At 64.2% G+C, this 24,661-nt stretch carries 27 protein-coding genes and 2 pseudogenes; 12 read left to right on the top strand and 17 right to left on the bottom strand.

The window, feature by feature from the left end; all coding sequences use genetic code 11:
• Positions 1-16: 16 nt before the first annotated feature.
• The gene (locus tag ABIG06_RS36480; protein WP_370140459.1) at positions 17-1,219 is read right to left on the bottom strand and encodes an FAD-dependent monooxygenase; all 1,203 of its coding nucleotides are present in this window, start codon (positions 1,217-1,219) and stop codon (positions 17-19) included.
• A 19-nt stretch (positions 1,220-1,238) separates the two neighbouring features.
• The gene (locus ABIG06_RS36475; protein ID WP_008562814.1) at positions 1,239-1,484 is read right to left on the bottom strand and encodes a zinc-finger domain-containing protein; all 246 of its coding nucleotides are present in this window, start codon (positions 1,482-1,484) and stop codon (positions 1,239-1,241) included.
• Positions 1,485-1,792: 308 nt separating this feature from the next.
• Between ABIG06_RS36475 and ABIG06_RS36470 the strand changes: the two genes are divergently transcribed.
• Together ABIG06_RS36470 and ABIG06_RS36465 are read left to right on the top strand one after the other, a co-directional pair.
• Complete coding sequence (locus ABIG06_RS36470) at positions 1,793-2,929, top strand: hypothetical protein (protein WP_370140458.1); 1,137 nt, start codon at positions 1,793-1,795, stop codon at positions 2,927-2,929.
• 115 nt (positions 2,930-3,044) lie between these two features.
• Positions 3,045-3,800 carry an alpha/beta fold hydrolase gene (locus ABIG06_RS36465; RefSeq protein ID WP_124162246.1) on the top strand — a complete coding sequence of 252 codons (756 nt, stop codon included), beginning with the start codon at positions 3,045-3,047 and terminating at the stop codon, positions 3,798-3,800.
• Positions 3,801-3,855: 55 nt separating this feature from the next.
• On the opposite strand, the gene ABIG06_RS36460 is transcribed toward ABIG06_RS36465, so the two are convergent.
• A complete protein-coding gene (locus ABIG06_RS36460) occupies positions 3,856-4,791 on the bottom strand; it encodes a LysR family transcriptional regulator (RefSeq protein WP_370140457.1) in 936 nt (311 codons plus the stop codon).
• 107 nt (positions 4,792-4,898) lie between these two features.
• Between ABIG06_RS36460 and ABIG06_RS36455 the strand changes: the two genes are divergently transcribed.
• On the top strand, positions 4,899-5,312 hold the full coding sequence (locus ABIG06_RS36455; protein ID WP_124162244.1) for a hypothetical protein: 414 nt from the start codon (positions 4,899-4,901) through the stop codon (positions 5,310-5,312).
• A 145-nt stretch (positions 5,313-5,457) separates the two neighbouring features.
• On the opposite strand, the gene ABIG06_RS36450 is transcribed toward ABIG06_RS36455, so the two are convergent.
• Positions 5,458-6,156 carry a GDSL-type esterase/lipase family protein gene (locus ABIG06_RS36450; RefSeq protein ID WP_370140456.1) on the bottom strand — a complete coding sequence of 233 codons (699 nt, stop codon included), beginning with the start codon at positions 6,154-6,156 and terminating at the stop codon, positions 5,458-5,460.
• 358 nt (positions 6,157-6,514) lie between these two features.
• Positions 6,515-7,873: a hypothetical protein gene (locus tag ABIG06_RS36445; protein WP_370140455.1), complete on the bottom strand. Its 1,359-nt coding sequence runs from the start codon at positions 7,871-7,873 to the stop codon at positions 6,515-6,517.
• A gap of 279 nt (positions 7,874-8,152) precedes the next feature.
• On the opposite strand from ABIG06_RS36445, the gene cysE reads away from it, so the two are divergent.
• Together cysE and ABIG06_RS36435 are read left to right on the top strand one after the other, a co-directional pair.
• Positions 8,153-8,977 carry a serine O-acetyltransferase gene (gene cysE, locus ABIG06_RS36440; protein WP_158626774.1) on the top strand — a complete coding sequence of 275 codons (825 nt, stop codon included), beginning with the start codon at positions 8,153-8,155 and terminating at the stop codon, positions 8,975-8,977.
• Between the two features lie 134 nt (positions 8,978-9,111).
• Entirely contained in the window at positions 9,112-9,330 is a 219-nt protein-coding gene (locus ABIG06_RS36435; protein WP_007602550.1) for a DUF3126 family protein, read from the top strand.
• 26 nt (positions 9,331-9,356) lie between these two features.
• On the opposite strand, the gene ABIG06_RS36430 is transcribed toward ABIG06_RS36435, so the two are convergent.
• The 3 genes and pseudogenes from ABIG06_RS36430 to ABIG06_RS36420 form a co-directional block, all read right to left on the bottom strand.
• A complete protein-coding gene (locus tag ABIG06_RS36430; protein WP_370140454.1) occupies positions 9,357-10,673 on the bottom strand; it encodes an FAD-dependent oxidoreductase in 1,317 nt (438 codons plus the stop codon).
• Complete coding sequence (locus tag ABIG06_RS36425; protein ID WP_061882850.1) at positions 10,670-10,975, bottom strand: ferredoxin family protein; 306 nt, start codon at positions 10,973-10,975, stop codon at positions 10,670-10,672. Before ABIG06_RS36425 ends, ABIG06_RS36430 begins: the two co-directional genes overlap by 4 nt.
• 2 nt (positions 10,976-10,977) lie before the next feature.
• Positions 10,978-13,105 (bottom strand): annotated as a pseudogene (locus ABIG06_RS36420) (molybdopterin-containing oxidoreductase family protein).
• Positions 13,106-13,300: 195 nt separating this feature from the next.
• On the opposite strand from ABIG06_RS36420, the gene ABIG06_RS36415 reads away from it, so the two are divergent.
• Positions 13,301-14,200, top strand: a complete 900-nt coding sequence (locus ABIG06_RS36415) for an AraC family transcriptional regulator (RefSeq protein ID WP_245454594.1) — start codon at positions 13,301-13,303, stop codon at positions 14,198-14,200.
• 307 nt (positions 14,201-14,507) lie between these two features.
• Here ABIG06_RS36415 and ABIG06_RS36410 read toward each other — a convergent pair whose 3' ends face one another.
• The gene (locus tag ABIG06_RS36410) at positions 14,508-15,215 is read right to left on the bottom strand and encodes a hypothetical protein (protein ID WP_370140453.1); all 708 of its coding nucleotides are present in this window, start codon (positions 15,213-15,215) and stop codon (positions 14,508-14,510) included.
• 222 nt (positions 15,216-15,437) lie between these two features.
• Between ABIG06_RS36410 and ABIG06_RS36405 the strand changes: the two genes are divergently transcribed.
• Complete coding sequence (locus ABIG06_RS36405; protein WP_124162239.1) at positions 15,438-15,767, top strand: DUF6949 family protein; 330 nt, start codon at positions 15,438-15,440, stop codon at positions 15,765-15,767.
• 82 nt (positions 15,768-15,849) lie between these two features.
• Positions 15,850-16,380, top strand: a complete 531-nt coding sequence (locus ABIG06_RS36400; RefSeq protein WP_124162238.1) for a gamma carbonic anhydrase family protein — start codon at positions 15,850-15,852, stop codon at positions 16,378-16,380.
• 2 nt (positions 16,381-16,382) lie between these two features.
• On the opposite strand, the gene ABIG06_RS36395 is transcribed toward ABIG06_RS36400, so the two are convergent.
• A complete protein-coding gene (locus ABIG06_RS36395) occupies positions 16,383-16,700 on the bottom strand; it encodes a hypothetical protein (RefSeq protein ID WP_370141005.1) in 318 nt (105 codons plus the stop codon).
• On the opposite strand from ABIG06_RS36395, the gene ABIG06_RS36390 reads away from it, so the two are divergent.
• Together ABIG06_RS36390 and ABIG06_RS36385 are read left to right on the top strand one after the other, a co-directional pair.
• On the top strand, positions 16,594-16,869 hold the full coding sequence (locus ABIG06_RS36390) for a hypothetical protein (protein ID WP_370140985.1): 276 nt from the start codon (positions 16,594-16,596) through the stop codon (positions 16,867-16,869). The genes ABIG06_RS36395 and ABIG06_RS36390 overlap by 107 nt on opposite strands.
• Positions 16,870-16,972: 103 nt before the next feature.
• Complete coding sequence (locus ABIG06_RS36385) at positions 16,973-17,353, top strand: hypothetical protein (RefSeq protein WP_370140451.1); 381 nt, start codon at positions 16,973-16,975, stop codon at positions 17,351-17,353.
• 181 nt (positions 17,354-17,534) lie between these two features.
• Here the strand turns inward: ABIG06_RS36385 and ABIG06_RS36380 are convergent, their stop codons facing one another.
• The 4 genes and pseudogenes from ABIG06_RS36380 to ABIG06_RS36365 all read right to left on the bottom strand — a co-directional run bounded on the left by ABIG06_RS36380 (position 17,535) and on the right by ABIG06_RS36365 (position 20,865).
• Positions 17,535-18,029 (bottom strand): hypothetical protein, encoded by a 495-nt coding sequence (locus ABIG06_RS36380; RefSeq protein ID WP_370140984.1) that lies wholly within the window; start codon positions 18,027-18,029, stop codon positions 17,535-17,537.
• A gap of 368 nt (positions 18,030-18,397) precedes the next feature.
• The gene (locus tag ABIG06_RS36375; protein WP_370140983.1) at positions 18,398-19,129 is read right to left on the bottom strand and encodes an aspartate/glutamate racemase family protein; all 732 of its coding nucleotides are present in this window, start codon (positions 19,127-19,129) and stop codon (positions 18,398-18,400) included.
• Positions 19,130-19,149: 20 nt separating this feature from the next.
• On the bottom strand, positions 19,150-20,028 hold the full coding sequence (locus tag ABIG06_RS36370) for an ABC transporter permease (protein WP_370140450.1): 879 nt from the start codon (positions 20,026-20,028) through the stop codon (positions 19,150-19,152).
• 2 nt (positions 20,029-20,030) lie between these two features.
• Positions 20,031-20,865, bottom strand: a pseudogene (locus ABIG06_RS36365) (ABC transporter permease).
• On the opposite strand from ABIG06_RS36365, the gene ABIG06_RS36360 reads away from it, so the two are divergent.
• Complete coding sequence (locus ABIG06_RS36360; protein ID WP_424578597.1) at positions 20,834-21,004, top strand: hypothetical protein; 171 nt, start codon at positions 20,834-20,836, stop codon at positions 21,002-21,004. The pseudogene ABIG06_RS36365 and the gene ABIG06_RS36360 overlap by 32 nt on opposite strands.
• Here the strand turns inward: ABIG06_RS36360 and ABIG06_RS36355 are convergent.
• Both ABIG06_RS36355 and ABIG06_RS36350 read right to left on the bottom strand, forming a co-directional pair.
• A complete protein-coding gene (locus ABIG06_RS36355; RefSeq protein ID WP_370140448.1) occupies positions 20,991-22,280 on the bottom strand; it encodes an ABC transporter substrate-binding protein in 1,290 nt (429 codons plus the stop codon). The two genes, ABIG06_RS36360 and ABIG06_RS36355, sit on opposite strands and share 14 nt — an antisense overlap.
• A gap of 42 nt (positions 22,281-22,322) precedes the next feature.
• Positions 22,323-23,309, bottom strand: a complete 987-nt coding sequence (locus ABIG06_RS36350) for an ABC transporter ATP-binding protein (RefSeq protein WP_124162231.1) — start codon at positions 23,307-23,309, stop codon at positions 22,323-22,325.
• Positions 23,310-23,563: 254 nt separating this feature from the next.
• On the opposite strand from ABIG06_RS36350, the gene ABIG06_RS36345 reads away from it, so the two are divergent.
• A complete protein-coding gene (locus ABIG06_RS36345) occupies positions 23,564-24,271 on the top strand; it encodes a GntR family transcriptional regulator (protein ID WP_370140447.1) in 708 nt (235 codons plus the stop codon).
• 41 nt (positions 24,272-24,312) lie between these two features.
• Here the strand turns inward: ABIG06_RS36345 and ABIG06_RS36340 are convergent, their stop codons facing one another.
• Positions 24,313-24,540 carry a hypothetical protein gene (locus ABIG06_RS36340; protein ID WP_124162229.1) on the bottom strand — a complete coding sequence of 76 codons (228 nt, stop codon included), beginning with the start codon at positions 24,538-24,540 and terminating at the stop codon, positions 24,313-24,315.
• Between the last annotated feature and the right edge of the window lie 121 nt (positions 24,541-24,661).

Here is a 24,661-nt window from a genome sequence, read left to right as displayed (position 1 = left end):
CCGGCGGCACGTCGCATCAGGGCCGCCAGCCGTAGATCCAGTCCTGCCGCGCCAGCATGCGCTCGGGGCCGAGCGCGCGGATCGCAAGATCGCGTGCGATCGCGAACGGCCCGCCGAGATGATAGATCCGGCCCTGCTGCCGCGCGGTCCGCTGCACCCGAAGGACCCGCGCCTTGCGCGCTCGGCCGTATTGCGTCAGTGCGGCCGTGATGCCCGCGGTGCTCTCCGTCGCCTCGACGGTCAAGTGCCGGGCGAGCACGGCGGCATCCTCGATCGCCATGCCGGCGCCTTGGGCTGCAAAGGGCAGCATCGCATGTACGGCGTCGCCGAGCAGCGCCACCGGACCTTTGCTCCAGGGGGAGCCCTCGGGCACGCCGAACAGCGCCCATTTCCGCCAGCCGTCGACCGCGGCGAGCATCATCCGCGCCGGCTGCGGCCAGCGCGCGGCGGCAAAGGCATCCATCACCTCGCGGGGATCGCCGGGGGTGCTCCAGCCGGGCCTGTTCCATGTGCCGGGCAGCACCGCGACCACGTTGATCTGGCGTCCGCCCGCAATCGGATAGGCGACCAGATGGGCGTTCGGCCCCATCCAGAGCTGCACCCGGCGCGCGGTAAGGTTCTTCGGCAGTTGCGTGGCCTCGAGCGTGCCGCGCCAGGCGATCAGCCCCGAGAAGCGCGGCTGCACCTCGGGAAATAGATGGTGGCGGACCGTCGACCAGATGCCGTCGGCGCCGATCAGGGCGCTGGCGAGATCGCTGCGGCGGATCGTGCCGCTGCGATGGACGACGGTGAGGCCCCTGGCGTGGGGCGCGACATCCTCGAAGGTTGCACCCAGCTTCAGGTCGATGTCGGGATGATCGGCGACAGCGCCCGCCAGCGCCGATTGCAGGTCGGCGCGGTGCACCACCCAATACGGCGCGCCGGCACGCGCGGAAGCTGCTTCACCGAGCGGCATGCGCAAGAGCTCGCCACCGGCGCGCGCGCTCATGATCGAGACCGCCTCCGGGGTTACCGCTTGCAGCTTGAGGCGTTCGGTCAGGCCGAGCTCGACCAGCACGCGGCTGGCATTGGGGGAGAGCTGCAGGCCGGCGCCGACTTCCTCGAGGCGCTCGGCCTTTTCCAGCACGACGATGCGGAAGCCGCGGGCCGCGAGCGCGAGCGCGGCCGTCAGGCCACCGATACCGGCACCGGCGATGACAATCGTTCGGGAGAGCGCCACCCCTAACCGACGGAAGCGGTCAGGCCACCTTGTCCTTGAGGACGCATTCCGGCGGACGGGCTTCGCCCGGCTTCAGGTCGGCCGCGAAACGGTACAGCGTCGAGCAATAGGGGCAGATGATCTCGTTGTCGTTGCCGAGGTCGAGGAAGACGTGCGGATGATCGAACGGAGGGTTGGCGCCCACACACATGAACTCTTGCGAGCCGATCTCGATGACGGGAACACCGGCATCGTTATGGAAGTGCGGGACGACATGGTCGGACATCGTAACTCATCCTGGAGTGGCAATGGCGGCAGATACAATCAACAACTGACGCGGCGTCTTTAAGGCGCCGCGGACCATACTTGCGGGTACAGATGATTGCTAGTCCAGCGGAACCGAAAGGTTCGCAATTGCCCCATGCTCATTTGCTCATGCAAATTCGACACAATCTTGGGGCCTGAGAGAAGCCCTTCTTTCGTCGGGGACGTTGTGTCGCAATTTTGGCAAACTATCTCTGTGGACGAATGCAATTTGCGACAAAAGACGAATCTCAGGCGCAATCGATCTGAGGGACCTTCCAGGCTTTCCGCATGAAGTGGCTGCGAATCAGCACAGCGTTGACCGGTATCGCGGCGTGCAGCTTCATGCTCGTGCAGGTCGCGCCGCATGCCCGTGAGGCCGGCGCGATCCTCGCTGCCCAGGATGATCCCGCCGCGCTCTCCGAGCTGAAGCTCGATGCGCTGCTGCGGCAGAACGACCGGCTGGTTCAGGACAATATCGAGGCCGCGCTCGCCGCTGATGATACCGATCTCGCCGATAGCTTCGTTGCGCTGGCGCGCGACCGCAACATCGCGCTCCCCGACGACCTGCTGAACCGTGTCGGTGACGCCGTCAAGGCGGAGAACTCAACCTTGCATTTCGCCAAACGATTTGCCACCGGCCTCGTCACCGGTAACGCCGACGACGTCGCGAGCCTGTCGGGAACGGTGGCGGGCGATCTGTTCGTGTTCGGTGACATCAGGGACGTGGTGCGCGAGGGCAAGCACCTCGCCATGGGCGAGGACACCGATCGTCTCGTGCTCGGGCTTGCGGCTGCAGGCCTTGCGGTGACGGCGGCAACCTATGTGTCCGTCGGCGGTGCTGCGCCGGTGCGCGCCGGACTGACGCTGGTGAAGGATGCGCGCAAAGTCGGACGGCTCGGCGAGGGGCTTGCCGCATGGGCCGGCCGGTCGGCGCGCGAGGTCGTCGACGCGCCGTTGCTCCGCAACGCGGTGGTATCAGGCTCGGTGCTGCGCCCTGGCCAGACCGTGAGCGCGATCAAGGCCGCGTTCCGGGCTGAGAAGGCCGGCGCGCTGGTCCGGCTCGGCAAGGATGTCACACGCGTTGCCGAAAAGACCGGCACGCGCGGTGCCATGGACACCTTGCGCATGGCCGAAGGTCCCAAGGACGTCGCGCGCGCGGCGCGTCTTGCGGAAGCGCAGGGCGGCAAGACGCGTGCGATCATTAAGCTCCTGGGCCGGGGCGCGCTGCTGCTTATCGGCGGCGCGTTCGATCTGGCGCTCTGGCTGCTCAGTGCGGCACTGACGCTGTTCGGCCTTCTGTCCTCCATCAAGGTAACGACCGAGCGCCTGACGCGGGCCTGGTGCGATCGCAGGCGGGCGCGGCGGCTTCGCCGGGCGCAGATCGCGGCTGACACCGCTCTGGCCAGCGCGGGCACCACGGCCTGAACTCCGACGCGCTCCAGGCTATTGTTTGAGCATGATGTTGCCGGAAAAGCGCTGCACACTTTTCCGGATCATGCTCTAAGATCGACCCATCCCCACAAGACCCACGGAACTGATGATGCCGAGCTTTCACAACGGCGCCGTTGAAATTGCCTATCTCGACGAAGGCGAGGGCGATCCGATCATCCTGGTGCACGGCTTTGCCTCCAGCAAGAACGTGAACTGGGTCTATCCGACCTGGGTTTCGGAGCTGCGCAAGAACGGCCGCCGTGTGATTGCGCTCGACAATCGCGGCCACGGCGAAAGCGCGAAGCTGTACGAGCCCGACCAGTATTCGATCCCGACCATGGCCGGCGACGTGGTCGCGCTGATGGATCACCTCGCCATCCCGCAGGCCGACATCATGGGCTATTCGATGGGGGGACGGATGGCGGCGTGGCTCTCCCTCAACGAGCCGCAGCGCCTGCGCTCGGCGATCCTCGGCGGCATCGGCATCGGCGGCCTGATCGAGGGCACAGGGCCCGGCGAGAACGTGGCGAAAGCGCTGGAAGCGCCGGAGCTCGAGGACGTCACCGATCCCGTCGGCCGCACGTTCCGCGCGTTTGCCGATCAGACCCGCTCCGACCGCCGTGCGCTCGCCGCCTGCCTCCGTGGCACGCGCGATCTCATGACGAAGGACGAGGCCGCGCGCATCGACGTGCCCGTGCTGATCGCGGTCGGCAGCGCCGACGACGTCGCCGGCTCCGCCAGCGCGCTCGGCGCCATCATCCCCGGCTCCGAAGTGCTCGACATTCCCAATCGCGACCACATGCGTGCGGTCGGCGACAAGGTCTACAAGACCGGCGTGCTCGATTTCCTCTCCCGCCGCGGCTGAGTCGGAAGGGCCAAGATAGTTTCCTGGCGCGTCAATTTCGGTGACGCCCGGTGCTTCACATCGCCTTGTCGCTGAACGTGGCGGGAAGCGTCTTGAGGAACGACATGACGCGCTGTGTGCGCAGGGGCGGGCGGCGGCCCGAAGTGCGCAGCATCCACAGGGGTTCGCCAGGCGCGCGCCAGGGCGCAAGCACTTCGACCAGCCGGCCGGCGCGAAGGTCTTCGCCAACGAGCCAGGCTGGCCCCCAGCCGATCCCAAACCCATTCGCCATCAAAGCGAGCGAGGCATGCGCGTCGTCGCAAATGTGCTTGGGCTTGGGCGTGATGCGAATGGGGCCTTTGCCGCGCGGGTCGGCGAAGCGCCAGGTCAGGATCTGACCGCTCGCGGGATTGCGGAAGCCGACGTGGTCGTGCGCGGAAAGCTCAAAGGGAGTCGCCGGCGCGCCGCGCGCCTTCAGATAGGCAGGCGAGGCGCAAGCGATCCAGGAGAACGTGCAAAGCCGCCGCGCCTGATGGCCGGGCGCGCGGTCGAGGGGCCCCGAGCGGATCGCGATGTCGACGCCTTCCGCCGCGAGATCGAGAATCTCGTTGCGGAATTTGACCTCGATCTCGATTTCCGGCCGTTCCCGCAGGAACGCGGGCAGTCGCGGCAGGATGCAGGCGCGCGCGAACGAGGCGGGGGCGGTCACGCGCACCCGTCCGCCATCGTCGCGCGCGACTTCGCCGAGCGCGGATTGGATACGGGCGAGACTTTCGACCAACGCGCGTCCCGCGGTCATCAGCCGGTCGCCCTCGTCGGTCAGCGCCAGTGAATGGGTGGAGCGATGCAAAAGCCGCAAGCCGTGAGCCTGTTCGAAGCGGGCGACCGCCTTGGACATCGCCGAGGTGGTCGTCCCCGCCCGCCGCGCGGCTTCGGCGAAGGAGCCCGCCTCGACCACTCGGACGAAGGCGAGGAGACGCGAGAGATCGGGAGGCAAGGTCGTTGTGGACATCCAGTCCACATAGTCATGGCTGAGCGGTCACTACAAGAGCCGTTCCCGAACGGCTAGACAGGAAGCGTCAGCCCGCATTCTGCGGCGCTGGAAACGCGGGAAGTCCGATGAACCCCATCGAAATCACTCTGCAAGCCCTCGACGCCGCCGAGCGGGCGATTCCACCCGGCCAGCCGGTCTACATGCTCAACCTGCTGCGCTACCGGACGCATGCGCGTTACGAGGACGGATTCGACGCCGCGCCCTGCTCGGGCCGCGAAGCCTTCAATGAACGCTACAGGCCGGCATTTCGGCGTCTTGCGGCCGGCAAGCCGCTCGTGCGGGTGTTTTCCGTTCCGGTCCTGGCGAACATCGTCGGCTCGCCCGGCGAACGCTGGGACGAAGCGGCGATCAATGAATACGGCGATTTCGCCACCTTCCGCGCGATCGTCGACACCGAGACCTACCGGCGCGAAGTCGCTCCGCATCGGCACGCGGCGCTCGAGGATTTCCGGCTGTTCGCGCTCGCCAAGGCGATGTAAAAAATTACAGAGAACGGTGACTGTGCACAATCATTGGCCCTGACCAGAGCTGTCAGATATGCGGAGCTTGGTGTCACCGTAGCGAGAGGGCACCAGTCCCGGCGAGAACGTCGCGAAGGCGCTGAAGCACTCTCGCTCGACGACGTCACCGAGCCGAGCTTCTGCGACGCGCTCGGTCGATTAGGGTCTCAACTGTTGGCAATATGCGCGTGACGACTGCTTCGTTTCCAGCCGCGTTAGGGTGAAGACCGTCGAGCGCTTTGAGCTGAGCATTGTCAACAAACGCATCGTCGAAAGCTGGGTAGAACAGCACGTTGTGATCGCTGGCAAGGCCAGAGAACATAGCGGCAAAAGTGTTCTTGTACTCGTCCCCGAATTTAGATTGGGTCCGCAAACCGCAAAGCAGCACGGCTATCCCCCGGGCTTCTAGTTTGCTTAAAATCTCCGCGAGCGCGCCGCGTACGACATTTGGGTCAACTCCCCAGAGCATGTCATTTCCACCTAATACCAAGATTACCGCATCGGTATCGTTGGTGACTACTCGGTCCAGTCTTCTGAGACTTCTTGCAGCTGTATCAGTCACTAGACCGGCATTGATGACAGCGACCGACTGACCTTTCGCGCTCAATGCCATTTCAAGTTGCTCTGGAAAACGTTGGAAGGCGGGAACGCCCTTATTTTCAATGAGGGTATCCCCAAGCACGATGATCTTAATCGTTCTTTCTTGGGCGCGAAGGGGGACCCAGGTCAGCACGATGCAAACTGCAGCTATTATGACTGCCGCGCGCAGACTGAGCGTAGCTATGAATGGCGCTGTGACGGACATTCCCAATCTTGTTTTCATCGCTTCTCTTCATTGCGGTCAGGAAAGCGTCTCGTGTGCCCCGGTGAGCACGTCGAGCGTCCAGTGAAGATCGGCCCAAAACGATTGTAGGTTTCGTCAAGAGTGCGACGCCCGCCGATGGCAGTTGTCGCAGCCGGTTCGCGAAATTGGCATGCGCGTTTGAAAAGCAGCTTCAACAGGACACTAAAGGATGCAACGTCCGTTCAGAAGGACTCTCACATCGGGTAAAATGTCATACCTACGTACCAATCAAAACGTAACGATGTCCGAATGGGGTCACGAGCACACGATCTGGGTGCTTCTTTTCGATAAATGCGCTCGCCGCTCGGACGAAACCAGACGCTGCTTCACCCCAATCTCATCGCGCTTTGGTTTCGTCGGCGAACCGCCGCGCCAGCGCCATCAGCACCACGAAAGTCGCCACCCACACCATCCGCGCGCCATAGCGGTCGTGGGGCCCTGAGATCACGCCGCAGATGAAGGCGTTGCCGAGCAAGGCCAGCGTCACCGTCGCGGCCAGCAGCGTCAGGTCGTCCAGCCGGCGGCTCGCGAGCGCATGGGCGAGCAGCGCGACCAGCCCCAGCATCGAGGCCAGCGCGACGGGGACGTGCAGCCAGTTGACGTAGGCGAAATCGATGTCCCAGTGCTGCTGCCGCGCCGCCCGCATCGGCGCGACTTGCGCGGGGATGTAGCGCTCGATGATGCCGTAGGTGTGCGGGATCCAGCCATTGGTGCCTTCGCCGGTCGCCACATGCAGCAATTGCTGTCCCATCGCGCGGAGCGCCGCGCCGGCCTGCCAGGCCGGATAGTCCTTCAGCGACTGCACGACGATGTAGCCCATCTCGTCATTCATGCCTTCGAAGCGGCCGAGCGTGTTGAACATGCTCTTGCCCCACAGGAACTCGTCGGCGGTCGCCGGCAGCTCGTTGCGATAGGGGCAGAGCTTGTAGCGTTCGCGCAGGCAATGGTCGTTGAGATAGTGCGCAACGATGCCATCCTGCAGCATGCGGCCGAAGGCGACGCCGTAGCCGCCGGGCGTCCAGGACAGCTTGCCGGACAATGCATGATTTGCCGACACCAGCATCAGGCCGCCCGCAACGATGCTGAGGCTCGCCTGCGCCAATCCGGCCAGCGGAAGCCGCCCACCCAAAAACGGTCGCGTCATCCAGCCCGCGGCGCAGAGACCGAGCAGCACGCCGAGCGTCGCACTGTGGGTCGCCGCCGCAAAGGCGGTGAAGGCGAACAGCGCGATCTTTTCGAGCCGCGACGTGCGCTGTCCTCCGACCACCAGGAGGAACAGCGACAATACCGAGAGTCCTGCAAAGATGTCGGTGAGCAGCAGGCTTGCAAGCCAGGGCAGCGCGGTCGACAGGATCAGGCAGAGGCTGATCGCGACGAAGCGGAAGGTCTGCATCATCGAGAGCACGCGAAGGGTGAGCTGCAGCAGCCACAGCGTCGCCAGCGACTGGACGGCGAGGTTGATCCAGAAGCCGAAACTCTCGCCATAGTGCAGATAGAGGCCGAACACCGTGGAGCGGCTGGGGACGAGATAGCCTTCGTACCAGCGCGCCAGATAGCCGCCGGTATCCCATTGCAACAGCGGATAGCCGTTCCAGAACGCCGGCGCGATCATCAGGAGGGGCAGGGCCGCCGCCGCGAGCCGCAGCCAAAAAGAGCCCGCGGCGCGCGCGCGCAATTGATCGGTGGTGATGGTCAAATCGGCTCCGCGCCCCTCGTTCGGACCTTCCCTGCAATAGCGGCTGGAAGCGAATTCACCAATAGTTTGATGCCGCCCCGCTTGAATTTGGCAGAACTCTGACCATTTTGAGCCGACCTTGCCGCATGGGGGCGTCGGAAGAAACTGTTGTGTTTCAAGGCCTTGGCGAGCCTGCGCGGGACAAGGTGCTGTTCACTCCTGAGGCAAGCCCGTCAGGACTTTGTCGCCTAGACTGTGCTATACAGCCTGCAAAAGAGGCCAATTCGAGAGAGCAAATCCATGGCAGTGCATCAGGTCAATCCGGGAGGAAAGCTCGCATCGCTCGATCCGATCTGGGACCGGATCCGGAGCGAAGCGGAGGATATCGTCCACCGTGAGCCCGAGCTTGCGACCTTCATCTATTCGACTGTGCTGCATCACAGCCGCCTCGAGGACTCGGTGATCCACCGTCTCGCCGACCGGCTCGATCACTCCGCGCTGTCGGGCGATCTCGTGCGCCAGACCTACGACGAGGCGCTGCGCGACGATCCCGACCTCGGCAACGCCTTCCGTGCCGATCTCGTTGCCATCTACGATCGCGATCCCGCGACCTCGCGCTTCATCGATCCCTTGCTCTACTTCAAGGGCTTTCACGCGATCGAGACCCATCGTCTCGCGCACTGGCTCTATCTGAAGGGCCGCAAGGATTTCGCTTACTATCTCCAGAGCCGATCGTCGGCGGTGTTCCAGACCGACATCAATCCCGCCGCGCGCATCGGCCGCGGCATCTTCCTCGACCACGCCACCGGTTTCGTCTGCGGTGAGACGGCGGTGATCGAGGACGACGTCTCGATCCTGCACGGCGTCACGCTCGGCGGCACCGGCAAGGAGAACGAGGATCGTCATCCGAAGATCCGTCACGGCGTCTTGATCGGCGCCGGCGCGAAGATCCTGGGCAACATCGAGATCGGCCACTGCGCCCGCATCGCCGCCGGCTCGGTCGTGGTTAAGCCGGTGCCGCACAACGTCACGGTTGCAGGCGTGCCCGCCAAGATCGTCGGCGAAGCCGGCTGCGCCGAGCCGTCGCGCACCATGGATCAGATGATCAACGCCATGGGGCTTTGAGACGGACTTCGATGTTGCGAAGGGCCGGCTTCTCCGGCCCTTGTCGTCCCCAAATTCTTTGGCAATTCATGCTGGCGGTTCGTCGCGTCTCGTCCTAAAACCCCGCCACGTTAGATTTCGATTGGAGACTTGCCGTGGACGTCAAGGAAGTAAGGAAGCTCGACGCGTATCTGAAGCGCGTATTCGGCAATCCCAAGATCCGCGTCGTGCCGCGGCCGAAGAAGGACGATTCCGCCGAAGTCTATATCGGCGAGGAGTTCATCGGCGTGCTCTTCGTCGACGACGAGGACGATGATCGCTCGTTCCAGTTCCAGATGGCGATCCTCGAGGACGATCTGGTCGATCAGGAGTAGAGCAGGCGCACTGCGGTGCTTCGGAGTCACGAATCCATCGCGGCAAGCATGTCGGGAATCGTGACAAACTTCTCCCGGGGCTTGCCGAGCGCGGCTCCCCTGCGCTTCTCGGCCGCGTCGATCGTGGCCCAATCCGGATAGCTCACGATGCGTGCGACGCGGCCGGTCAGGCGCGCAAGCAGTGCGTCAGGCGTATCCGAGCGCGGCCGTCGATGGGTGATATCCGCCAGGATGGCCTCTGCGGTCGCAATCCCGCAGCCGCGATTGGTGCCGATCGTGCCGTTCGGCCCGCGCTTGCTCCATCCGCAGACATAGAGGCCCTCGATCACCGAACCATCGGCCGCGACACGTCCGTCGACATTCGCATGCACGCCGCGATGCGCGTCATAGGGAACCCCAGCCAACGGCGTGGTCTTCCGGCCGACGCTGCTGAGCGAGAGGCCGCATGCGATGTCCTCGACAGCCCCCGATTCCTGCTTGAACGGGATGGCCTTCAGGCGGCCTCGTCCTCGGAGCGCGACGGGTGACAGTCGAAAGCGAAAAACGCAGCGCCGCGGCTTCGTCGCGGACGTTCGCGAGAACGCGCGCAGCAACGACAATTTTTCGGTCAGCTCCGGATCGTCGGGGGATCGCGGCTCGAATTCATCGGAGCTGACGTTACGCATGTCGACGCATGTGTCGCATGTGTTCAGTTCGAGAAAGTCACGCAATTCCTTTGCGGTGAATCTGGCCTGCGCCGGTCCGCCGCGGCCGACGACGTGGATTTCGCGGATCCGGCTCTCAGCCAGCACCTCGAGCGCGTGGCGCGCGATGTCGGTCCGGCGCAGCTCGTCCGCGGTCTTGGCGAGGATGCGCGCCACGTCGAGAGCGACGTTGCCATGGCCGATGACGATCGCGGTCTCATGATGAAGATCGAACCGCAGATCCGCAAATTGCGGATGTCCGTTGTACCACGCGACGAAATCGCCCGCCGTGTGGCTGCCCGGGAGTGCTTCGCCGGGGATATCGAGCGCCCGGCTCAGTTCCGCGCCCGTTGCCAGCACGACGGCATCATAGGCCTCGCGCAGTTCGTCGATCGTGAGGTCGTCTCCGATCGTGACGCCGCCGATGAAGCGAAACCCGGGCATGGCGGCGATCCGGTCGAAGGCCGCTGTGACCTGCTTGAGCTTCGGATGGTCGGGGGCCACGCCGAACCGCACCAGCCCGTACGGCACCGGGAGCCGCTCGAACATGTCGACCCTCAAGGGCACGTCCGAGCGCAACAGGGCCTCGGTGGTGTAGAAGCCGCCCGGTCCGCTGCCGACGACGGCGATGCGATTTTCGTTTGCGGCGGACCCCGTCATCGGCCCAGCGCCCGCCTGCGTTCATCGGCCCCCGGCAGAGCCGGCAGGCGCGCACTGATGACGGGAGTCTCGGTCGCGCGCTTGCGGTTGACGTCGATCCAGTACTTCTTGTCCGCGGCGAGGCGATAGTCGGGCTCGATCGCGCCGACCGGGCAAGCCGGCGCGCAGCCACCGCAATCGATGCAGTTTTCCGGATCGATGTAGGTCATGGCGTCGTCGACGTGGAAACACTCCACGGGACAGACGGTCACGCATTCGGTGTATCGGCAGCCGCGGCAATTGTCGGTGACCACATATGTCATCGTCAGGCCCCGCTGACCTGAACGAGGATGTCAGAGAATGTCGGGGCACGGCCGAGGTCGGCGAAGGCCGGAGGCGTCAACGCGTGAACCGTCGCACCCTTGCTGTTGGAGCGTTGCCAATAACCGGACGGTGCCACCACGACGCCCGGCATGATGTCGGGCGAAACGGTCGCGAACGCGTCGAACGATCCACGATCGTTGAAGACGCGGATCGGCGCACCTGCGACGATCCCGCGCGTCGCCGCATCGTCCGGGTTGAGCAGAACCGCCTGCTCCTCGCCGGCCTGCGCGGTCTGGGCCGGCAGGTTGCCGTAGTTGGAATTGAGGAAGGCGTGGCTCTTGGGCGAGATCAGGCTGAGTGGGTAGCGCGTCGCGAGCGCGGGGGCGGTGCGCGCATTCTCGTTCGGGGGGATGTAGTGGGGCAGGGGATCGACCGGCGCGCCATCCTGCTCGCCATTGTAGCCTTGGCGGAACAGCGGCACCACGAAGTTGCCGCCGCCGGCGATCGTCGACTTGAACTCGCACTTGCCGGACGCGGTCGGAAAATTGCCCTCGCGGTGCGGCGCCCAGTCGGCTGGCGCGGGCATATTGAGACGCGCATAGCCCTTGGCCTTGACATCGTCGAGCGTGATGCCTGCGAGCACCGGGCTGCTCCAGTCGAGGGAAGCTTCGATGATCTCGTCGTCGCTCCGGAAGAAGGAGGGGTCGGTGATGTCCATCGCGCGCGCGAGCCGGCGGAACAGCTCGGTATTGGACACGGCTTCGCCGAGCGGTGCGATCGCCTGGTTGTTGTAGGACAGATAGAGATGCCCCCAGGAGAACATGATGTCCTTCTGCTCGAGCTGCGTGGTCGCGGGCAGAACGATGTCGGCGTATTTGGCGGTGTCAGTCAGGAAGTGCTCGCTGACGACGGTGAAGAGATCCTCGCGTTCCAATCCCTTTTCGAGCTTGCCCTGTTCGGTCACCATCGCCATTGGATTGGCATTGTAGACGAACAGCGCCTTGATCGGCGGATCGAAGCCGAGTTCGCCCGTCAGCGCCGCTCCGAGGCGCCCAGGAATTGAGCACGCGCATCTTCTCCGGCTGGAGATCGGGACGCATCAGCACGTCCCATCTGACCGGGAAGGCCCAGATCGGGAGCTGGAGCAGCCCGCCGCCGACGTGCTTCCAGGCGCCGATCAGTCCCGGAAGACAGGCGATCGCGCGCACGGTCTGGCCGCCGCCGGCATGCCGCTCGACCGCGACGCCGATGCGCACGACGGCCGGAGGCGTCGTCGCATATTCCCGCGCCAGCTTGAGAATGTCGTCGACGGGAATGCCGGTTTCGTGCGAGGCGAATTCGGGTGTGTAGCTGGACGCCCGTTCGGCCAGCTCGTCGTAGCCCACGGTGTATTTGTCGATATAGTCGCGATCGACCAGATTCTCCTTGATGATGACGTGGATCATCGCCAGCGCCAGCGCAGCGTCGGTGCCGGGCCGGATCGGAATATGCCAGTCGGCGAGGCGTGCGGTGCGGGTGCGGACGGGATCGATCACCACCAGCTTGGCGCCGGCCTTCTTCGCCTGCTCGATGAACGGCCAGTGATGCGAGTTCGTGCTCAGTGTGTTGCAGGCCCACAGGATGATGTACTTCGAGTGCACGAAGCTCTCGGGATCGACGCCCGGCGTGTGCCCGATCGTCATCATGTACGCGGTGCAAGAGCCGGAATCGCAGAAGGTGCGCTCCAGAACCGTTGCGCCGAGCTTGTTGAAGAGGGGATCGCCGACGTTCAGCCCGTTGATGATGCCCTGCGTGCCCAGATAGCTGTAGGGCAGGATCGCCTGCGCGCCGTGCTCGGCAATGACGGATGTCCAGCGCGAGGCGATGGTCGCGAGCGCTTCCTCCCAGGAGATCCGCTGGAACTGCCTGCTGCCCTTCGGTCCGACGCGTCTAAGCGGATACAGGACGCGCTTGTCGCTGTAGACGCGCTCCTCGTAGTTGTTGACCTTGACGCAAAGCCGTCCACGCGTGAACGGATGATCGGGATTGCCGCGGACAGCGACGGCCTTGCCGTCCTCCACCGTGGTCAGAATCGAGCAGGTGTCCGGGCAATCGTGGGGGCACGCGCCGATGACCGTGGTCCTTGCCATGGATCTCTCCGCTTCCTGATTTGAGGCAATCCGGAGGATGCGATCGGCGGGCCCGGCCTGGCTTTTCAAAACGTGCGGTGTTCTTGTCCCGGACTGCTCTCGGCCCGTGGACGACTGGCCAGATCTCTGGCATGCTAATTGCTGGACTCGGCAAGACCTCTTTACCCACATCGCGCTATCTGGCGGAGATTGACGATGGGTATGCTTGGCAACTCTGTCGACAAATACGTGACCGGCCGAATGCTTCAGACGTCGAACGACCGGCGATGGGGGCATCTCCTTGCCGAGCGATGGAGCCATGAGCCCGGCGATCTGCCGCCGCAATTGCCGCGCGACACCGAAATCGCAATCCTGTTGCGTGGCAATTCGGTCGTCGACCGCGAAGGCGCGGGCATGCGGCAGCGGACCTTCGGCAGAAGGGGCACCGTGTGGCTGTGTCCGGCCGGCATCCGCGAGGATTTCATCCGCGTCGAGAACGAGATGCAGGAATGCCTGCATATCTTTCTTCCCGGACAGCCGTTCGACGACACGATGCTCCGGGATCTCGAGATCGATCCGTCGGGAATGTCCATCCGCTACGAGAGCATCGATCAGGACATGTTCATCGAGCATGTCGCCTATCGGATTCTCGGAGAGCTCGAGCAGGAAACCTCCACCGGCCGCCTGCTGGTCGAAAGCCTTGGACGGGCCCTGTCGGCTCATCTGGTGCACAGTTACGCGGCGACGTCAGTCCGGCTGAAGCAATCCCATGCCGTCCAGAGGCCGCTCGATGCCAAACGGCTGGCGCGTGTGACGGAGTTCATCGAAGCATCCGTCGAGCGCGATGTTACGGTGAAGGATCTGGCCTCGGTGGCGTGCATGAGCCCCGCGCATTTCTCCCGCAGCTTCAAGGCCGCGACAGGTAGCGCGCCGCATGAATATGTCAGCCGTCAGCGTCTCGATCTCGCCAAACGGCTCTTGTCCACCAGCGATCGGCCGCTGGTCGACATCGCCTATGCCGCGGGATTTTCATCGCAGCCCAATTTCAACCGCGCCTTCCGCAAGGCGGTCGGAACGACGCCGAGCCTGTACCGGGCGCGGAAGGGCCGGGACTGAGCTTGCCGAAACGTCCCGTGCGGTTGCTGAAGGGCGGCTATGGCCGGGGACGGATCTGCCATCTGACGGAGCGGGGTTGTCGATCTCCCATGATGCCATCATACCCCTGTTTTGCCCGACGAGTTGAGTTGGTTTTCGAAAAATACGAAATTTCGGAGCGTGATGTGTCACCGCATCTCTCGAGTCGATCACGGCACGACCGTCGGCGAGGCTTTTTAAAAATACGTAGTCGCGCCAAGAGCCTGGCTACTGTGCATGGGGTTGTTTTCGCAGTTCTTGCTTTGGACGCCAGGCCGACCGGTCGCGCTCAGCCCCTTGGCCCGCGCAATTGCGCGGTCAGCTTCTCGATCGCCTCCGCCACGTCACGCCACTGCGACAGCCAGCTCCGCGGAAAGCGGAAGGTGAGGTCGGCGCCGCCGACGCGGCGTTCGGACAGGCACATGCCGGGTGTCGCCGCATCGCGGGTGCAGCGCGCGGTCAGCGCGGGGCTTGCGGCGGAATAGAGGTCCTCGCTGCCGTAGGGCGTGTCGGTGCGGAACATCCGCATCGTCAGGCCGTCCGCGGGCTGCGCCGCGGCCGGGTCAAGATAGCGCGGATAGATCGTGGCGGTCCGCTGCTCGGGCGAGAGCGCATCGTGATGCGCCGCGATCGACAGGAAGATGCGGTCGATCGACTGCACCGCCGCCTCCACCGTGTCGGCGATGACGTGCTTGGGCGGGCCGGGCGGCTCCAGGGAGGGATAGAGGAAGTCGAGATCGATGCGCTCCTGCGGCCCCGAGTGCCGCTGGATCTTCATGCGGATCGCGGTCACCGGCAGGTTGAACAGCGTGCCGCCGATGCTCACCGGCAGCTTGTCCGGGGCGTTCGCGCCCCTGCTGCCCCAGGTCGGCCACAACAAATAGGCGACGAGCGCAACAGCGCATGCTGCGGCAGTGCCGGCGAGCACGATCGGGACGACATGCGCGCGGGCGCGCGTGCGGGGGGACCTGAGGGGAGCTGCCGAAAACACCGTCATGAATTGCGCAAGTCGAGCCGGAGGTCGGCCGATGGCCGACGAATCAGGGGCGAATATGCCACGCGGGGCCGATTTCGCGGAGCGTTGCCGGCTGCGGGGAGCGGGGATGGCTCTGCGTCAACCGGCCGGCCGCGTTAACCTTCCCTTAAGGATAATGTAGCGTTAACCGCCACTCTTTGTCACAGGAAGACTCCCGGCGTTGCGTAAATGCGGACTGTTCCGATGACACCTGAAGCTCTCAACACTTTCTTCTCGATCTGCATCGGTTTCGCGCTGGCTGGCGCGCTCGTGAACGGCTACCAGGCGCTCGCGCAGCGGCCCGCCGGCTTCGGCCTGCTGCAGGAGGGCGTGGCGCCGAAGACCTTCGCGGCGGTTCCGTTCCTGGTGTTCGCCGCGCCCTTCATCATCATGCGCAACACGCTCCGCGGCATCCAGGTGGAGAGCCGCCGGATCGAGTTCGTGATGATGGCCACCGTCATCGCCAGCTTCTGGAGCATGATGAGCGGCACCTTCTTTCTGATGACGCTGCGCGCGGCCGGCATTCTGGTCTGAGGCACGCGCCCTGGGCGCGGGAGGCCCTTTGCGTCGGGGCTGTCGTTTCGCTATGGCTGGGTCAACCCGATAGGAGACCTTGATGGCGATCTACGAGCTCGACGGGCAGGCGCCCGACCTTCCCGCCGACGGCAATTATTTCATCGCTGAGACCGCGACCGTGATCGGACGGGTGCGCCTGAAGCCGGGTGCGAGCGTCTGGTTCGGTGCGGTGCTGCGCGGCGACAACGAATGGATCGAGATCGGCGAGGGCGCCAACGTGCAGGACGGCTCGACCTGCCACACCGATCTCGGCTTTCCGCTTGTCATCGGCAGGGACTGCACCGTCGGCCATAACGTCATCCTGCACGGCTGCACCATCGAGGACGGCGCGCTGATCGGCATGGGCTCGATCGTCATGAACGGCGCCAGGATCGGCCGCAACAGCATCGTCGGCGCCGGCTCCGTCATCACCGAGGGCAAGGAGTTCCCTGAGCGCTCGCTGATCATCGGCTCGCCCGCGCGCGTGATCCGTACGCTCGACGACACGCAGGTGCAGAAGATGGGCAGTGCGGCCAGGTTCTACGTGGCCAACGGACCGCGCTTCAGGAAAGGCTTGAAACGGATCGGCTGAACTCAGCTGCCGCGCGGGCGTTTGCCCTCTGCAAAGGGATCGCGATCGGTCATCGCGATTTTGCCTCTCTCGCTTTCAAGTTGATGTGACGACGTTCCGCTCCGGAACCGGTCTTTCCCGCGTCGGTTGACCGGCAAAGGAGGACTTCCGATGGCCAGATCGTCTGCAAGCGGTTCAATCAAGTCAACGATCATGATCCTCGCAGTCGCGGCGATGCCCGCCCTGTCGTTCGCGCAAACCACCGGCGGCACGGCCGGATCGAGCGGAGGCTCGGTGGGATCGACTCGAGGCTCGGTCGGATCGACCGGAGGCTTTGCCAATTCGCCAGTTCCGCCGCCCGGTACCAACAGCCTAGGTACGGCTCAATCATCCGGCCCCGGCTCCGGAGTCACGACCGGCACCGGCGGAGGTGAGGCGGCTGATGCAACGGTCAACGCTGAGAACCGGGAGCTCGACAGGAAGATGAAGAGCATCTGCCGCGGCTGCTGATGCTCGCGCGGAAGTGAGACAGGGTCGCTGTCACGAACTCCCAGCTGACGTTAGCTTGGTCCTGCTTTGAAGCGTGGAGCGTGTCCACGCGGAGGATCGAGTGATGTTTCGCAAGATGATCGTGACGGCGCTGACTGTGGCGGCGTTCGGACTATTGGTGCCGCAGGCGGCCGAGGCGCGTGGCGGATTCGCACATGGTGGAGGCTTCCATGGTGGAGGCTTTCATGGTGGAGGCTTCCATCGCGGAGCCTGGGGGTACCGCCCTTGGTATGGCCGCGGCTTCTGGCCAGGTGTCGCCATTGGGACGGGCTTCGTCGGTGCCGGCTACTACGGCGGCTATTACGGCTACGGTTATCCCTACTACGGTGATCCCTACTATTATGGTACCGGCTACAACGATGGTTATGGTGGCTGCTATGTCGCGCGGAAGCGCGTCAAGACGCCGTCCGGATGGCGATACCGAAGGGTCGATGTCTGCGAGTGAGGCGCGGAATAGCTGTTAAAAAACAAGGCCGTTGACGCAGTATACCGTCAACGACCTTGCCAGCCCCGGATATTGAAATCGGCTCACGCCATCCGGTAAGCGCCAACATCGCGCGGAATCATATGGGCGAATGTGATCCAGTTCACAAACGGCGAAAATAAAGTTCCCGCCGCTGATCGGCTCAGCCGCGCGATCGCTTGCGCGCGCTGGCGTGAACGCGGTGCCGCGCCGGTTTCCTGCGGGTGACCGACGGCGCTTCGACCTCGGTCGCACGTGCACTGGCAAAGGATTGCCGCAAGCCGTCGACGGATTCGTTCAGGGCCGCCACCTGCTCGGACAGGCGCTTGGTGTCGGCCTGTTGCGCGGCGAGCAACCGCTTCATGGTCTGGAGCTGGTCCTGCACCACCTGGAGCTGGTCGATTGACTCCTGTTGGGTCGCCTCCAGACCCTTGGTCTTCTCGACCAACTGCTCGGATGCCTGGGCCGCGCGGACCTGGAGCTGCCGCGATGCCACCACGCGGTCGCTCTCAGGGGCGGCGCCGGTATAGGCACGCCAGATCGCGATTGAAGTCACGCCCGCGATCAGGAGCAACAGGGCTGCAGCGGTCAGCGCGATGGGCTGGCCGCCAAGGCGCAGGAGGGAGGTGGACGGTGCGTCCCGGGCGAGATCGATCATCGCTGACAAGGCCCAAATCGAAACTTGGTGAGTGGCGAAGACCGGCAACCCAGAGGGCCACCGGGGCGTCCCGAAAGCCTTAGGTTTCGGCAAGGAATAGGTCGAAAAAGAGGCTGATTGGGGCTCAGTGGGATGGGCGGGTGCAGAAAGAGGTTCAATAACACCTTTTCCGCAAGCGTTTCGCGAGGTTTGCACAATCCAGGTCGCAGACGGCCACCCGAGGACGCGTTCCTGATCCGCCCGATCAGGGCTGCGCTCGTCAGTGATTCCGCATCAGAATCGTAGGCGAGGGCGACGATCGCGTTAAGCCTGCGGTGTTGTCGGCTGGATACCCTGTGCTCGTGCTGTCCGTAGGTATAGTGCTGTTCCTACGGCCGAAACTGCGACAGCAGTCCATCGTAGGGCTTTGATCGCGGCGCGGCATAGGGGCCGAGGCGGGACGTCTTCAGTCCCAGCCGCACCAGTGATTCCGCCAGCGTTACCGCAGCAGTGACGCCGTCGATCACGGGCAGGCCGTGCGTGGCGGCGAGCTCGGTGGCGAGGTCGGCCATGCCGGCGCAGCCGAGCACGATGGCTTCGGCGCGGTCGTCGCGGATCGCGGCCGTGATCTCCGCCGAAATCTTACCGAGCGCATCCGTGTCGCGCTCTTCCAGTGCGAGCACCGGCACGTCGGCCGCCCGGACGCGGGCGCAGCGCTCGGCGAGGCCGTATCTCCGCAAATTGTGCTCGATCGGAACGACGGAGACGCCGAGCGTCGTCACCACGGCAAAGCGCGCGGCGATCAGGCTCGCCATGTGGAAACCGGCTTCGCCGATGCCGATCACCGGCGCCTTTGCGGCGGCGCGCGCGGCATCCAAGCCGGTGTCGTCGAAGCAGGCGATGATGTGCGCGTCCGCGCCGTCGCGGTCGGCCTCGCGGATGCAGCCGAGCATTCCGGGGACCGCGAATGCCTCGTCGTAGAATCCCTCGATGGAAACCGGGCCCATCGTCGGCTGACGCGCGTCGATCGCCGTACCGGGCAAGGCGACGTTGCGCGCGGCAGCGGCGATCTTCGCCGTCATCGACGCAGTGGTGTTGGGATTGACGACATGCAGCCGCATCGGATCAGACAAGTCCCTTGTCAGACGAGTCCCTTGCCGGCGTCCGAACCCTTGGCCGCCTGCCGCTTGTTGAGCATGTGGATGGTGCCGAGCGCAAGGGCGATCATCGTGAACGAGACGGCTGAGATCACGGTGCCGAGCGCATAGATGTCGGGGTTCGTTACGGTGGTGGTGAGGCCCTGCAGATCGAGCGGCAATGTATTCACTGCCCCGATCGCCTGGCTGGAGCGGGCGAGCTCGTCCCATGACAGCGTGAAGCCGAACAGGCCGATGCCGATCACCGAGGGCAGGATGATCGGCAGCACGACATAACGGAATGTCTGCCACGGCGTCGCGCCGAGATCGCGCGCGGCTTCCTCGAGGCGCGGGTCGAAACGGTTGAAGATCGCGAACATGATCAGGAGGCCGAACGGCAGCGTCCAGGTCAGGTGCGCACCGAGGCCAGAAGTGAGCAGGCCCATCGAGGTTTCGAAATTCTCGTTCCAACGCGCTTTGATCAGGTCGTCGATGATGCGGAATTCCAGCGAGATACCAAGCGAAGTGATGATCGAGGGCACGATCAGGCTCGCGATCGCCGAGTAGAACAGGATACTTTGCGCCTTGAATTTCCGGCGGAACGCCATGCCTGCGGCGACCGACAGCACGACGGTGAGGACCATCACGACGAGGCCAAGGAGCAGCGAACGGCGGAAGGCCGCACCGAGATCGACGATGCCGGTGCCCTGGAACAGTTTCGCGATCCAGAAGGTCGAGACGCCGTTCATCGGGAAGGTGAGGCCGCCCTGCGGCCCCTGGAACGACAGCACGTAGATCGCAATCATGGGGCCGTAGAGAAACAATACGTAGGCCGCGAAGAAGATTGCGAGCACGTAGAAAGAGCGCGGACGTCCTTCCCTCATGCTCAGAGCTCCTTCTTGATGTCGACAATGCGCGACATCATGGTGATGATCAGGAAGGTGATCGCGAGCAGGATCACGGCATTGGCGGCGGCGGCCGGGAACTGCAGCGCGTTCACGCGCGTCTCGATGATCTCGCCGGCGGCGGCGATCTGCTGGCCGCCCATCACGCCGATGGTGATGAAGTCGCCAATCACGATGGTAATGACGAAGATCGAGCCGATCACGATACCGGGTTTTGCGAGCGGGATGATGACGTTGACGAGGGTCTGGAAGCCGCTGGCGCCGGCATCATAGGCCGCCTCGATCAGGGACTTGTCGATGCGTACCATGGAATTGAAGATCGGCACCACCATGAAGAAGGTGAAGAGATGCACCAACGCGAGCACGACGGAGAATTCGGAGAACAGCAGCCACTCGATCGGGTGATTGATCAGCCCCGCTTTAGTGAGGCCTGAGTTCACCAGCCCGTTGCGGCCGAGCAGCGGAATCCAGGCGATCATGCGGATCACGTTGGAGGTCCAGAACGGGATCGTGCAGAGCAGCGACAGTCCCATCTGCCAGGTCTTGGACTTGACGTGGAACGCGAGGAAATAGGCCACCCAGAATCCGATGAACAGCGTAATGGCCCAGACCAGGAAGCACAGCTTCAGCGTCTTCAGATAGGTCTTGCCGATGGTGCAGAGCTCGGGGAGCTGCGCGAGGCAACCCTCGAAAGTGTCGGTGTAGCCGCGGCCGGAGAAAGCCGGCAGCAGCTGGTATTCGTTGTAGTCCCAGAACGAGACGATGACGACGAAGACGAGCGGGAATGAGGAAGAAGGCGAGAAACACCAGCATCATCGGCCCGGCCTGGAGCCAGGAGATGAAGGACGGCGACAGCCGCGTCGGCTTTGCGGCGCGCGCTGCGCCCGACCCCGGGATCAAGCCCGGGGTTGCCTGTTGCAGAACTTCTTCCGACATGTCCGTTACGCCGCGATGAACTCATTCCACTTGCGGACCATGTAGTCGTTCTCGTCCATCACCGCGTTCCAGCACGCGACCGCGCCCATGCGGTCCTCATAGGAGCCGCCATCGCGCACCGCGCCGGCCTTCTCGAGCAGCGAGCCGTCGGGCGCCTTGATGTCCTTCTCGGCCGGCTTGCCTTCCATCCAATAGGCCCACTCGTAGGGCTCCATGTGCGCCTTCGCGGTGGAGAGGACGGCGGAGTAATAGCCTTGGCGATTGAGATAGGCGCCGGCATAGCCGGACAGGAACCAGTTGACGAACTCATATGCCCATTCGAGCTTTGCACCCGAGACTCCCTTGGAGACGCAGAAGCCCGAGGCCCAGGAGCGGTAGCCTTCCTTGAGCGGCTGGAAAGTGCAGGGGACGCCCATCGAGCGCACCTTCGTCACCGCCGGCGACCACATCGACTGGATCACGGTCTCGCCCGAGGCCATCAGGTTGACGCTCTCGTTGAAATCCTTCCAGAAGGCGCGGAACTGACCGGCCTTCTTGGCTTCGGTCATGACCTTCATGGTGAGATCGATCTCTTCCTTGGTCATGTTGCCCTTGTCGGCATATTTGTACTTGCCGGAGGCCTCCACGACCATCGCGGCGTCCATGATGCCGATCGAGGGGATGTTGAGGATCGAGGCCTTGCCCTTGAACTCGGGGTTGAGCAGCTCGGACCAGGAATTGATCGGCCGCTTGATCAGGTCGGGGCGGATGCCGAGCGTGTCGGCGTTGTAGACGGTCGGGATCAGCGTGACGAATTCAGTCGCCGACGTCGCGAACTTCTTGGAGTCCTTGCCTTCGAGGTAGAGCACCTTCCAGGGCGCCGTGCCCTGGCCGCCGATCTTCTTGCCGCCGGGCGTCTCGCCCTTGGTGAAGACAGGCGTGATGTTGTCGAACTGTTTGATCTTCTTGGCATCGAGCGGAAGAATGTTGCCCGACGGCACGATCTTCTTCAGCGAGAAATATTCGGTGTCCAGCACGTCGAAGGAATTCGGCTGGGTCATGACGCGCTTGGTGACGTCGTCGGTGGTCGCGGTGATGTATTCGATCTTGATGCCGGTGTCCTTCAGGCACTGCCTGGAGATGTCGTCGCCCTCGTTCACGGCGGTGCCGAGATAGCGCAGCACCTTCGCGTCGGCCGACTTCACGTAGGGAAAGCCGGTGATCGCGCCCGAGCCGGCGGCAAGGCCGGCGAGACCTGCGGTGCCCTTGAGCAGCGTGCGGCGGCTGACGCCGGTCGTCCTGGTGGTCTCGCTCATGTCAGTCACTCCTCTGTTGCGCATTCCAGTGATCGATCGGCGCTATTGCAGGCGTCGCGCCTTCGCGGGATCCCAGGTGGCCAGCACGCGGTCGCCCGGACGGAACGGGTGGACGTCGAAGTTAGCCTCGGGAATGTGGGAGAACAGGGCGGTGCCGTCGTCGAGCGTGAGCGAGACGGCGATGTAGGAGCCCTGGTACTCGGTCTGGGTCAGCAGCGCCGGCGCGCCGAACGCACCGTCAGCGAACGGTACGATGCCGAGCTGATCGGCGCGGACGGCGATGAGGTTGCCGGCATCGCTGAGGACATTGTGGCCGCCGATGAAGCGGGCCACGAATTCGGTGCGGGGATGGTGGAAGATGTCGCGCGCCGTACCCTGCTGCTCGATCCGGCCGTGGTTCATCACCACGATGTGGTCGGCGAGTGCCATCGCCTCTTCCTGGCCATGGGTGACCTGGATGAAGCTGATGCCGAGCTCGCGCTGCAGCCGCTTCAGCTCGCCGCGCATCTTCACCCGCAGGAACGGATCGAGCGCGGAGAGCGGCTCGTCGAGCAGGAGGATCTGCGGCTCGGTGATCAGCGCCCGGGCGAGCGCGACGCGCTGTTGCTGGCCGCCGGAGAGCTGCGCGGGGAGGCGGCCTGCATATTGGCTCATCGCGACCAGCTCGAGCAACTCGCCGGCACGCTTGTGCCGCGTCGGCTTGTCGACGCCGCGCATCTTCAGCGCAAACGCGACATTGTCGAGCACGGAGAGGTGCGGAAACAGCGCGTAGGATTGGAACATCATCGCCGTGCCGCGCTTGGCGGGCTCGAGGTCGGTGACGTTCTGCGCGCCCAGGATGATGTCGCCCTCGCTGACCGCCTCGTGCCCCGCGATCATGCGCAGGGTCGAGGTCTTGCCGCAGCCGGAGGGGCCGAGCAGGCAGCAATAGGTGCCGGCCGGGATCTTCAGGTTGATGTTGTCGACCGCCAGCGTGGCGTCGTAGCGCTTGGTGACGGCGACCAGTTCGAGTGCGGCGGGAATGGCCATGGCGTGTCCGAGGAGGGCGATGCGTCCGGCCTCTCTCCGCAAGCTCCGTGCCAACAGCCCGCGGCCAGTCGAATTTCGAAAACTGTGCAGCGGAGTCAGATCGTTAGGTCAATGCTGGCGCAGCTTGGCCGACCGGCGCATGCGCGGACGCCTGCACACAAAATGAGCGAAGATTGTATAAAGTTTCGCCTGTGATTGGATACAGCTCGTCGACTAACATTCGAGGGAACGTCGCCGATCGAGCCCTCACGCCCATGGCTGCCAAGACCCGCCCAAAATCCGATATGCCAGATGCGAGCGATCGCGTCAGCCGTATCCGGGACGGTGTGACCGCCGCGATCCTTGAACATCGCCTGCTGCCGGGCACGAAGCTCGGCGAGGACGAGATCGGCGAGATCTACGGCGCGAGCCGCACGCTGGTGCGCACCGCGCTGCAGCAGCTCGCGCATGAGGGCATCGTCAACATCGAGAAAAATCGCGGCGCCTTCGTCGCGCGCCCGACGCCCGCCGATGCTCGCGAGGTGTTCGAGGCACGGCGCCTGATCGAGCCCACCATCGTCGACCATGCGATCGATGCGGCGTCGCCGGCCTGGCTCGATCGCCTGCAGCGCCATCTCACCGAGGAGCGCGAGGCGGAGCTGCGCGGCGATGCGCGCGCCTCGGTGCGGCTCTCCGGCGAGTTTCATCGTCTGGTCGCCGAGATGAGCGGCCACAGCATCTATCTCGGCTTCCTGAAGGAGCTGATCGCGCGCTCCTCGCTCATCATCCTGCTCTATCGTCGCCATGATACGCCGGCCTGCGGCACCGACCATCACGCCGGGATCGTTGCCGCGATCGGCAAGCGTGACAAGGCCGCTGCACGCGCGCAGATGCTGTCGCATCTGACTGAGATCGAGGCCGAGCTGTTTCTGAAAGATCCCTCCGCTGACGAGCTGCGGCTCGCGGACGTGCTGGGCGTCTGATCCCTACGGATCGCAAGCGCCGCCGCCAGAGCTGCTGCCGCTCAGGGACTGAATTCGCGTTCTGCGGCGAGCTGCCCGTCCGGTGTGATCTCGTAATCGCCGTCTCGTTTTGTCATCCATCCTGACCTGATCATCTCCCGTGCAAGCTGTACCGAGCAGATCGGGTGGTTGCCCCCTGGGTAATACAGCCTGTCGTTTCGAACGAGCAGGTGGCCGTACAACTGGGCCTGACGCAGCGCCCTGCGCATTCCGGGTGATGGATCTTTCATGCCGTTTTCAAGCGCGAGCGCGACGAAGGTTCCTAATCAACGCGGCGCCTCAATGGTATTTCTGCTCGACGGCTGCACGAGAGGAACCCTGATCTTGTCGCGTCGTTCGTTCCTTGGTGAG

This window comes from Bradyrhizobium sp. USDA 326, assembly GCF_049739485.1.
GTDB lineage: Bacteria > Pseudomonadota > Alphaproteobacteria > Rhizobiales > Xanthobacteraceae > Bradyrhizobium.
The sequence above is the reverse complement of the archived record's forward strand: the minus strand, read 5'-3'. Positions and strand labels throughout refer to the sequence as shown.

Excerpts from the sequence above, each read along its gene's own strand:
- ABIG06_RS36470 (WP_370140458.1), top strand. The coding sequence starts at position 1,793 with ATGAAGTGGCTGCGAATCAGCACAGCGTTGACCGGTATCGCGGCGTGC.
- ABIG06_RS36455 (WP_124162244.1), top strand. The coding sequence starts at position 4,899 with ATGAACCCCATCGAAATCACTCTGCAAGCCCTCGACGCCGCCGAGCGG.
- ABIG06_RS36465 (WP_124162246.1), top strand. The coding sequence starts at position 3,045 with ATGCCGAGCTTTCACAACGGCGCCGTTGAAATTGCCTATCTCGACGAA.
- ABIG06_RS36425 (WP_061882850.1), bottom strand. The coding sequence starts at position 10,975 with ATGACATATGTGGTCACCGACAATTGCCGCGGCTGCCGATACACCGAA.
- ABIG06_RS36475 (WP_008562814.1), bottom strand. The coding sequence starts at position 1,484 with ATGTCCGACCATGTCGTCCCGCACTTCCATAACGATGCCGGTGTTCCC.
- ABIG06_RS36410 (WP_370140453.1), bottom strand. The coding sequence starts at position 15,215 with ATGACGGTGTTTTCGGCAGCTCCCCTCAGGTCCCCCCGCACGCGCGCC.
- ABIG06_RS36400 (WP_124162238.1), top strand. The coding sequence starts at position 15,850 with ATGGCGATCTACGAGCTCGACGGGCAGGCGCCCGACCTTCCCGCCGAC.
- ABIG06_RS36345 (WP_370140447.1), top strand. The coding sequence starts at position 23,564 with ATGGCTGCCAAGACCCGCCCAAAATCCGATATGCCAGATGCGAGCGAT.
- ABIG06_RS36390 (WP_370140985.1), top strand. The coding sequence starts at position 16,594 with ATGCCCGCCCTGTCGTTCGCGCAAACCACCGGCGGCACGGCCGGATCG.
- ABIG06_RS36355 (WP_370140448.1), bottom strand. The coding sequence starts at position 22,280 with ATGAGCGAGACCACCAGGACGACCGGCGTCAGCCGCCGCACGCTGCTC.
- ABIG06_RS36415 (WP_245454594.1), top strand. The coding sequence starts at position 13,301 with ATGGGTATGCTTGGCAACTCTGTCGACAAATACGTGACCGGCCGAATG.
- ABIG06_RS36340 (WP_124162229.1), bottom strand. The coding sequence starts at position 24,540 with ATGAAAGATCCATCACCCGGAATGCGCAGGGCGCTGCGTCAGGCCCAG.
- ABIG06_RS36430 (WP_370140454.1), bottom strand. The coding sequence starts at position 10,673 with ATGACGGGGTCCGCCGCAAACGAAAATCGCATCGCCGTCGTCGGCAGC.
- ABIG06_RS36360 (WP_424578597.1), top strand. The coding sequence starts at position 20,834 with ATGAGGAAGAAGGCGAGAAACACCAGCATCATCGGCCCGGCCTGGAGC.
- ABIG06_RS36460 (WP_370140457.1), bottom strand. The coding sequence starts at position 4,791 with ATGTCCACAACGACCTTGCCTCCCGATCTCTCGCGTCTCCTCGCCTTC.
- ABIG06_RS36450 (WP_370140456.1), bottom strand. The coding sequence starts at position 6,156 with ATGAAAACAAGATTGGGAATGTCCGTCACAGCGCCATTCATAGCTACG.
- ABIG06_RS36380 (WP_370140984.1), bottom strand. The coding sequence starts at position 18,029 with ATGATCGATCTCGCCCGGGACGCACCGTCCACCTCCCTCCTGCGCCTT.
- ABIG06_RS36370 (WP_370140450.1), bottom strand. The coding sequence starts at position 20,028 with ATGAGGGAAGGACGTCCGCGCTCTTTCTACGTGCTCGCAATCTTCTTC.
- ABIG06_RS36350 (WP_124162231.1), bottom strand. The coding sequence starts at position 23,309 with ATGGCCATTCCCGCCGCACTCGAACTGGTCGCCGTCACCAAGCGCTAC.
- ABIG06_RS36405 (WP_124162239.1), top strand. The coding sequence starts at position 15,438 with ATGACACCTGAAGCTCTCAACACTTTCTTCTCGATCTGCATCGGTTTC.
- ABIG06_RS36375 (WP_370140983.1), bottom strand. The coding sequence starts at position 19,129 with ATGCGGCTGCATGTCGTCAATCCCAACACCACTGCGTCGATGACGGCG.
- ABIG06_RS36385 (WP_370140451.1), top strand. The coding sequence starts at position 16,973 with ATGTTTCGCAAGATGATCGTGACGGCGCTGACTGTGGCGGCGTTCGGA.
- cysE (WP_158626774.1), top strand. The coding sequence starts at position 8,153 with ATGGCAGTGCATCAGGTCAATCCGGGAGGAAAGCTCGCATCGCTCGAT.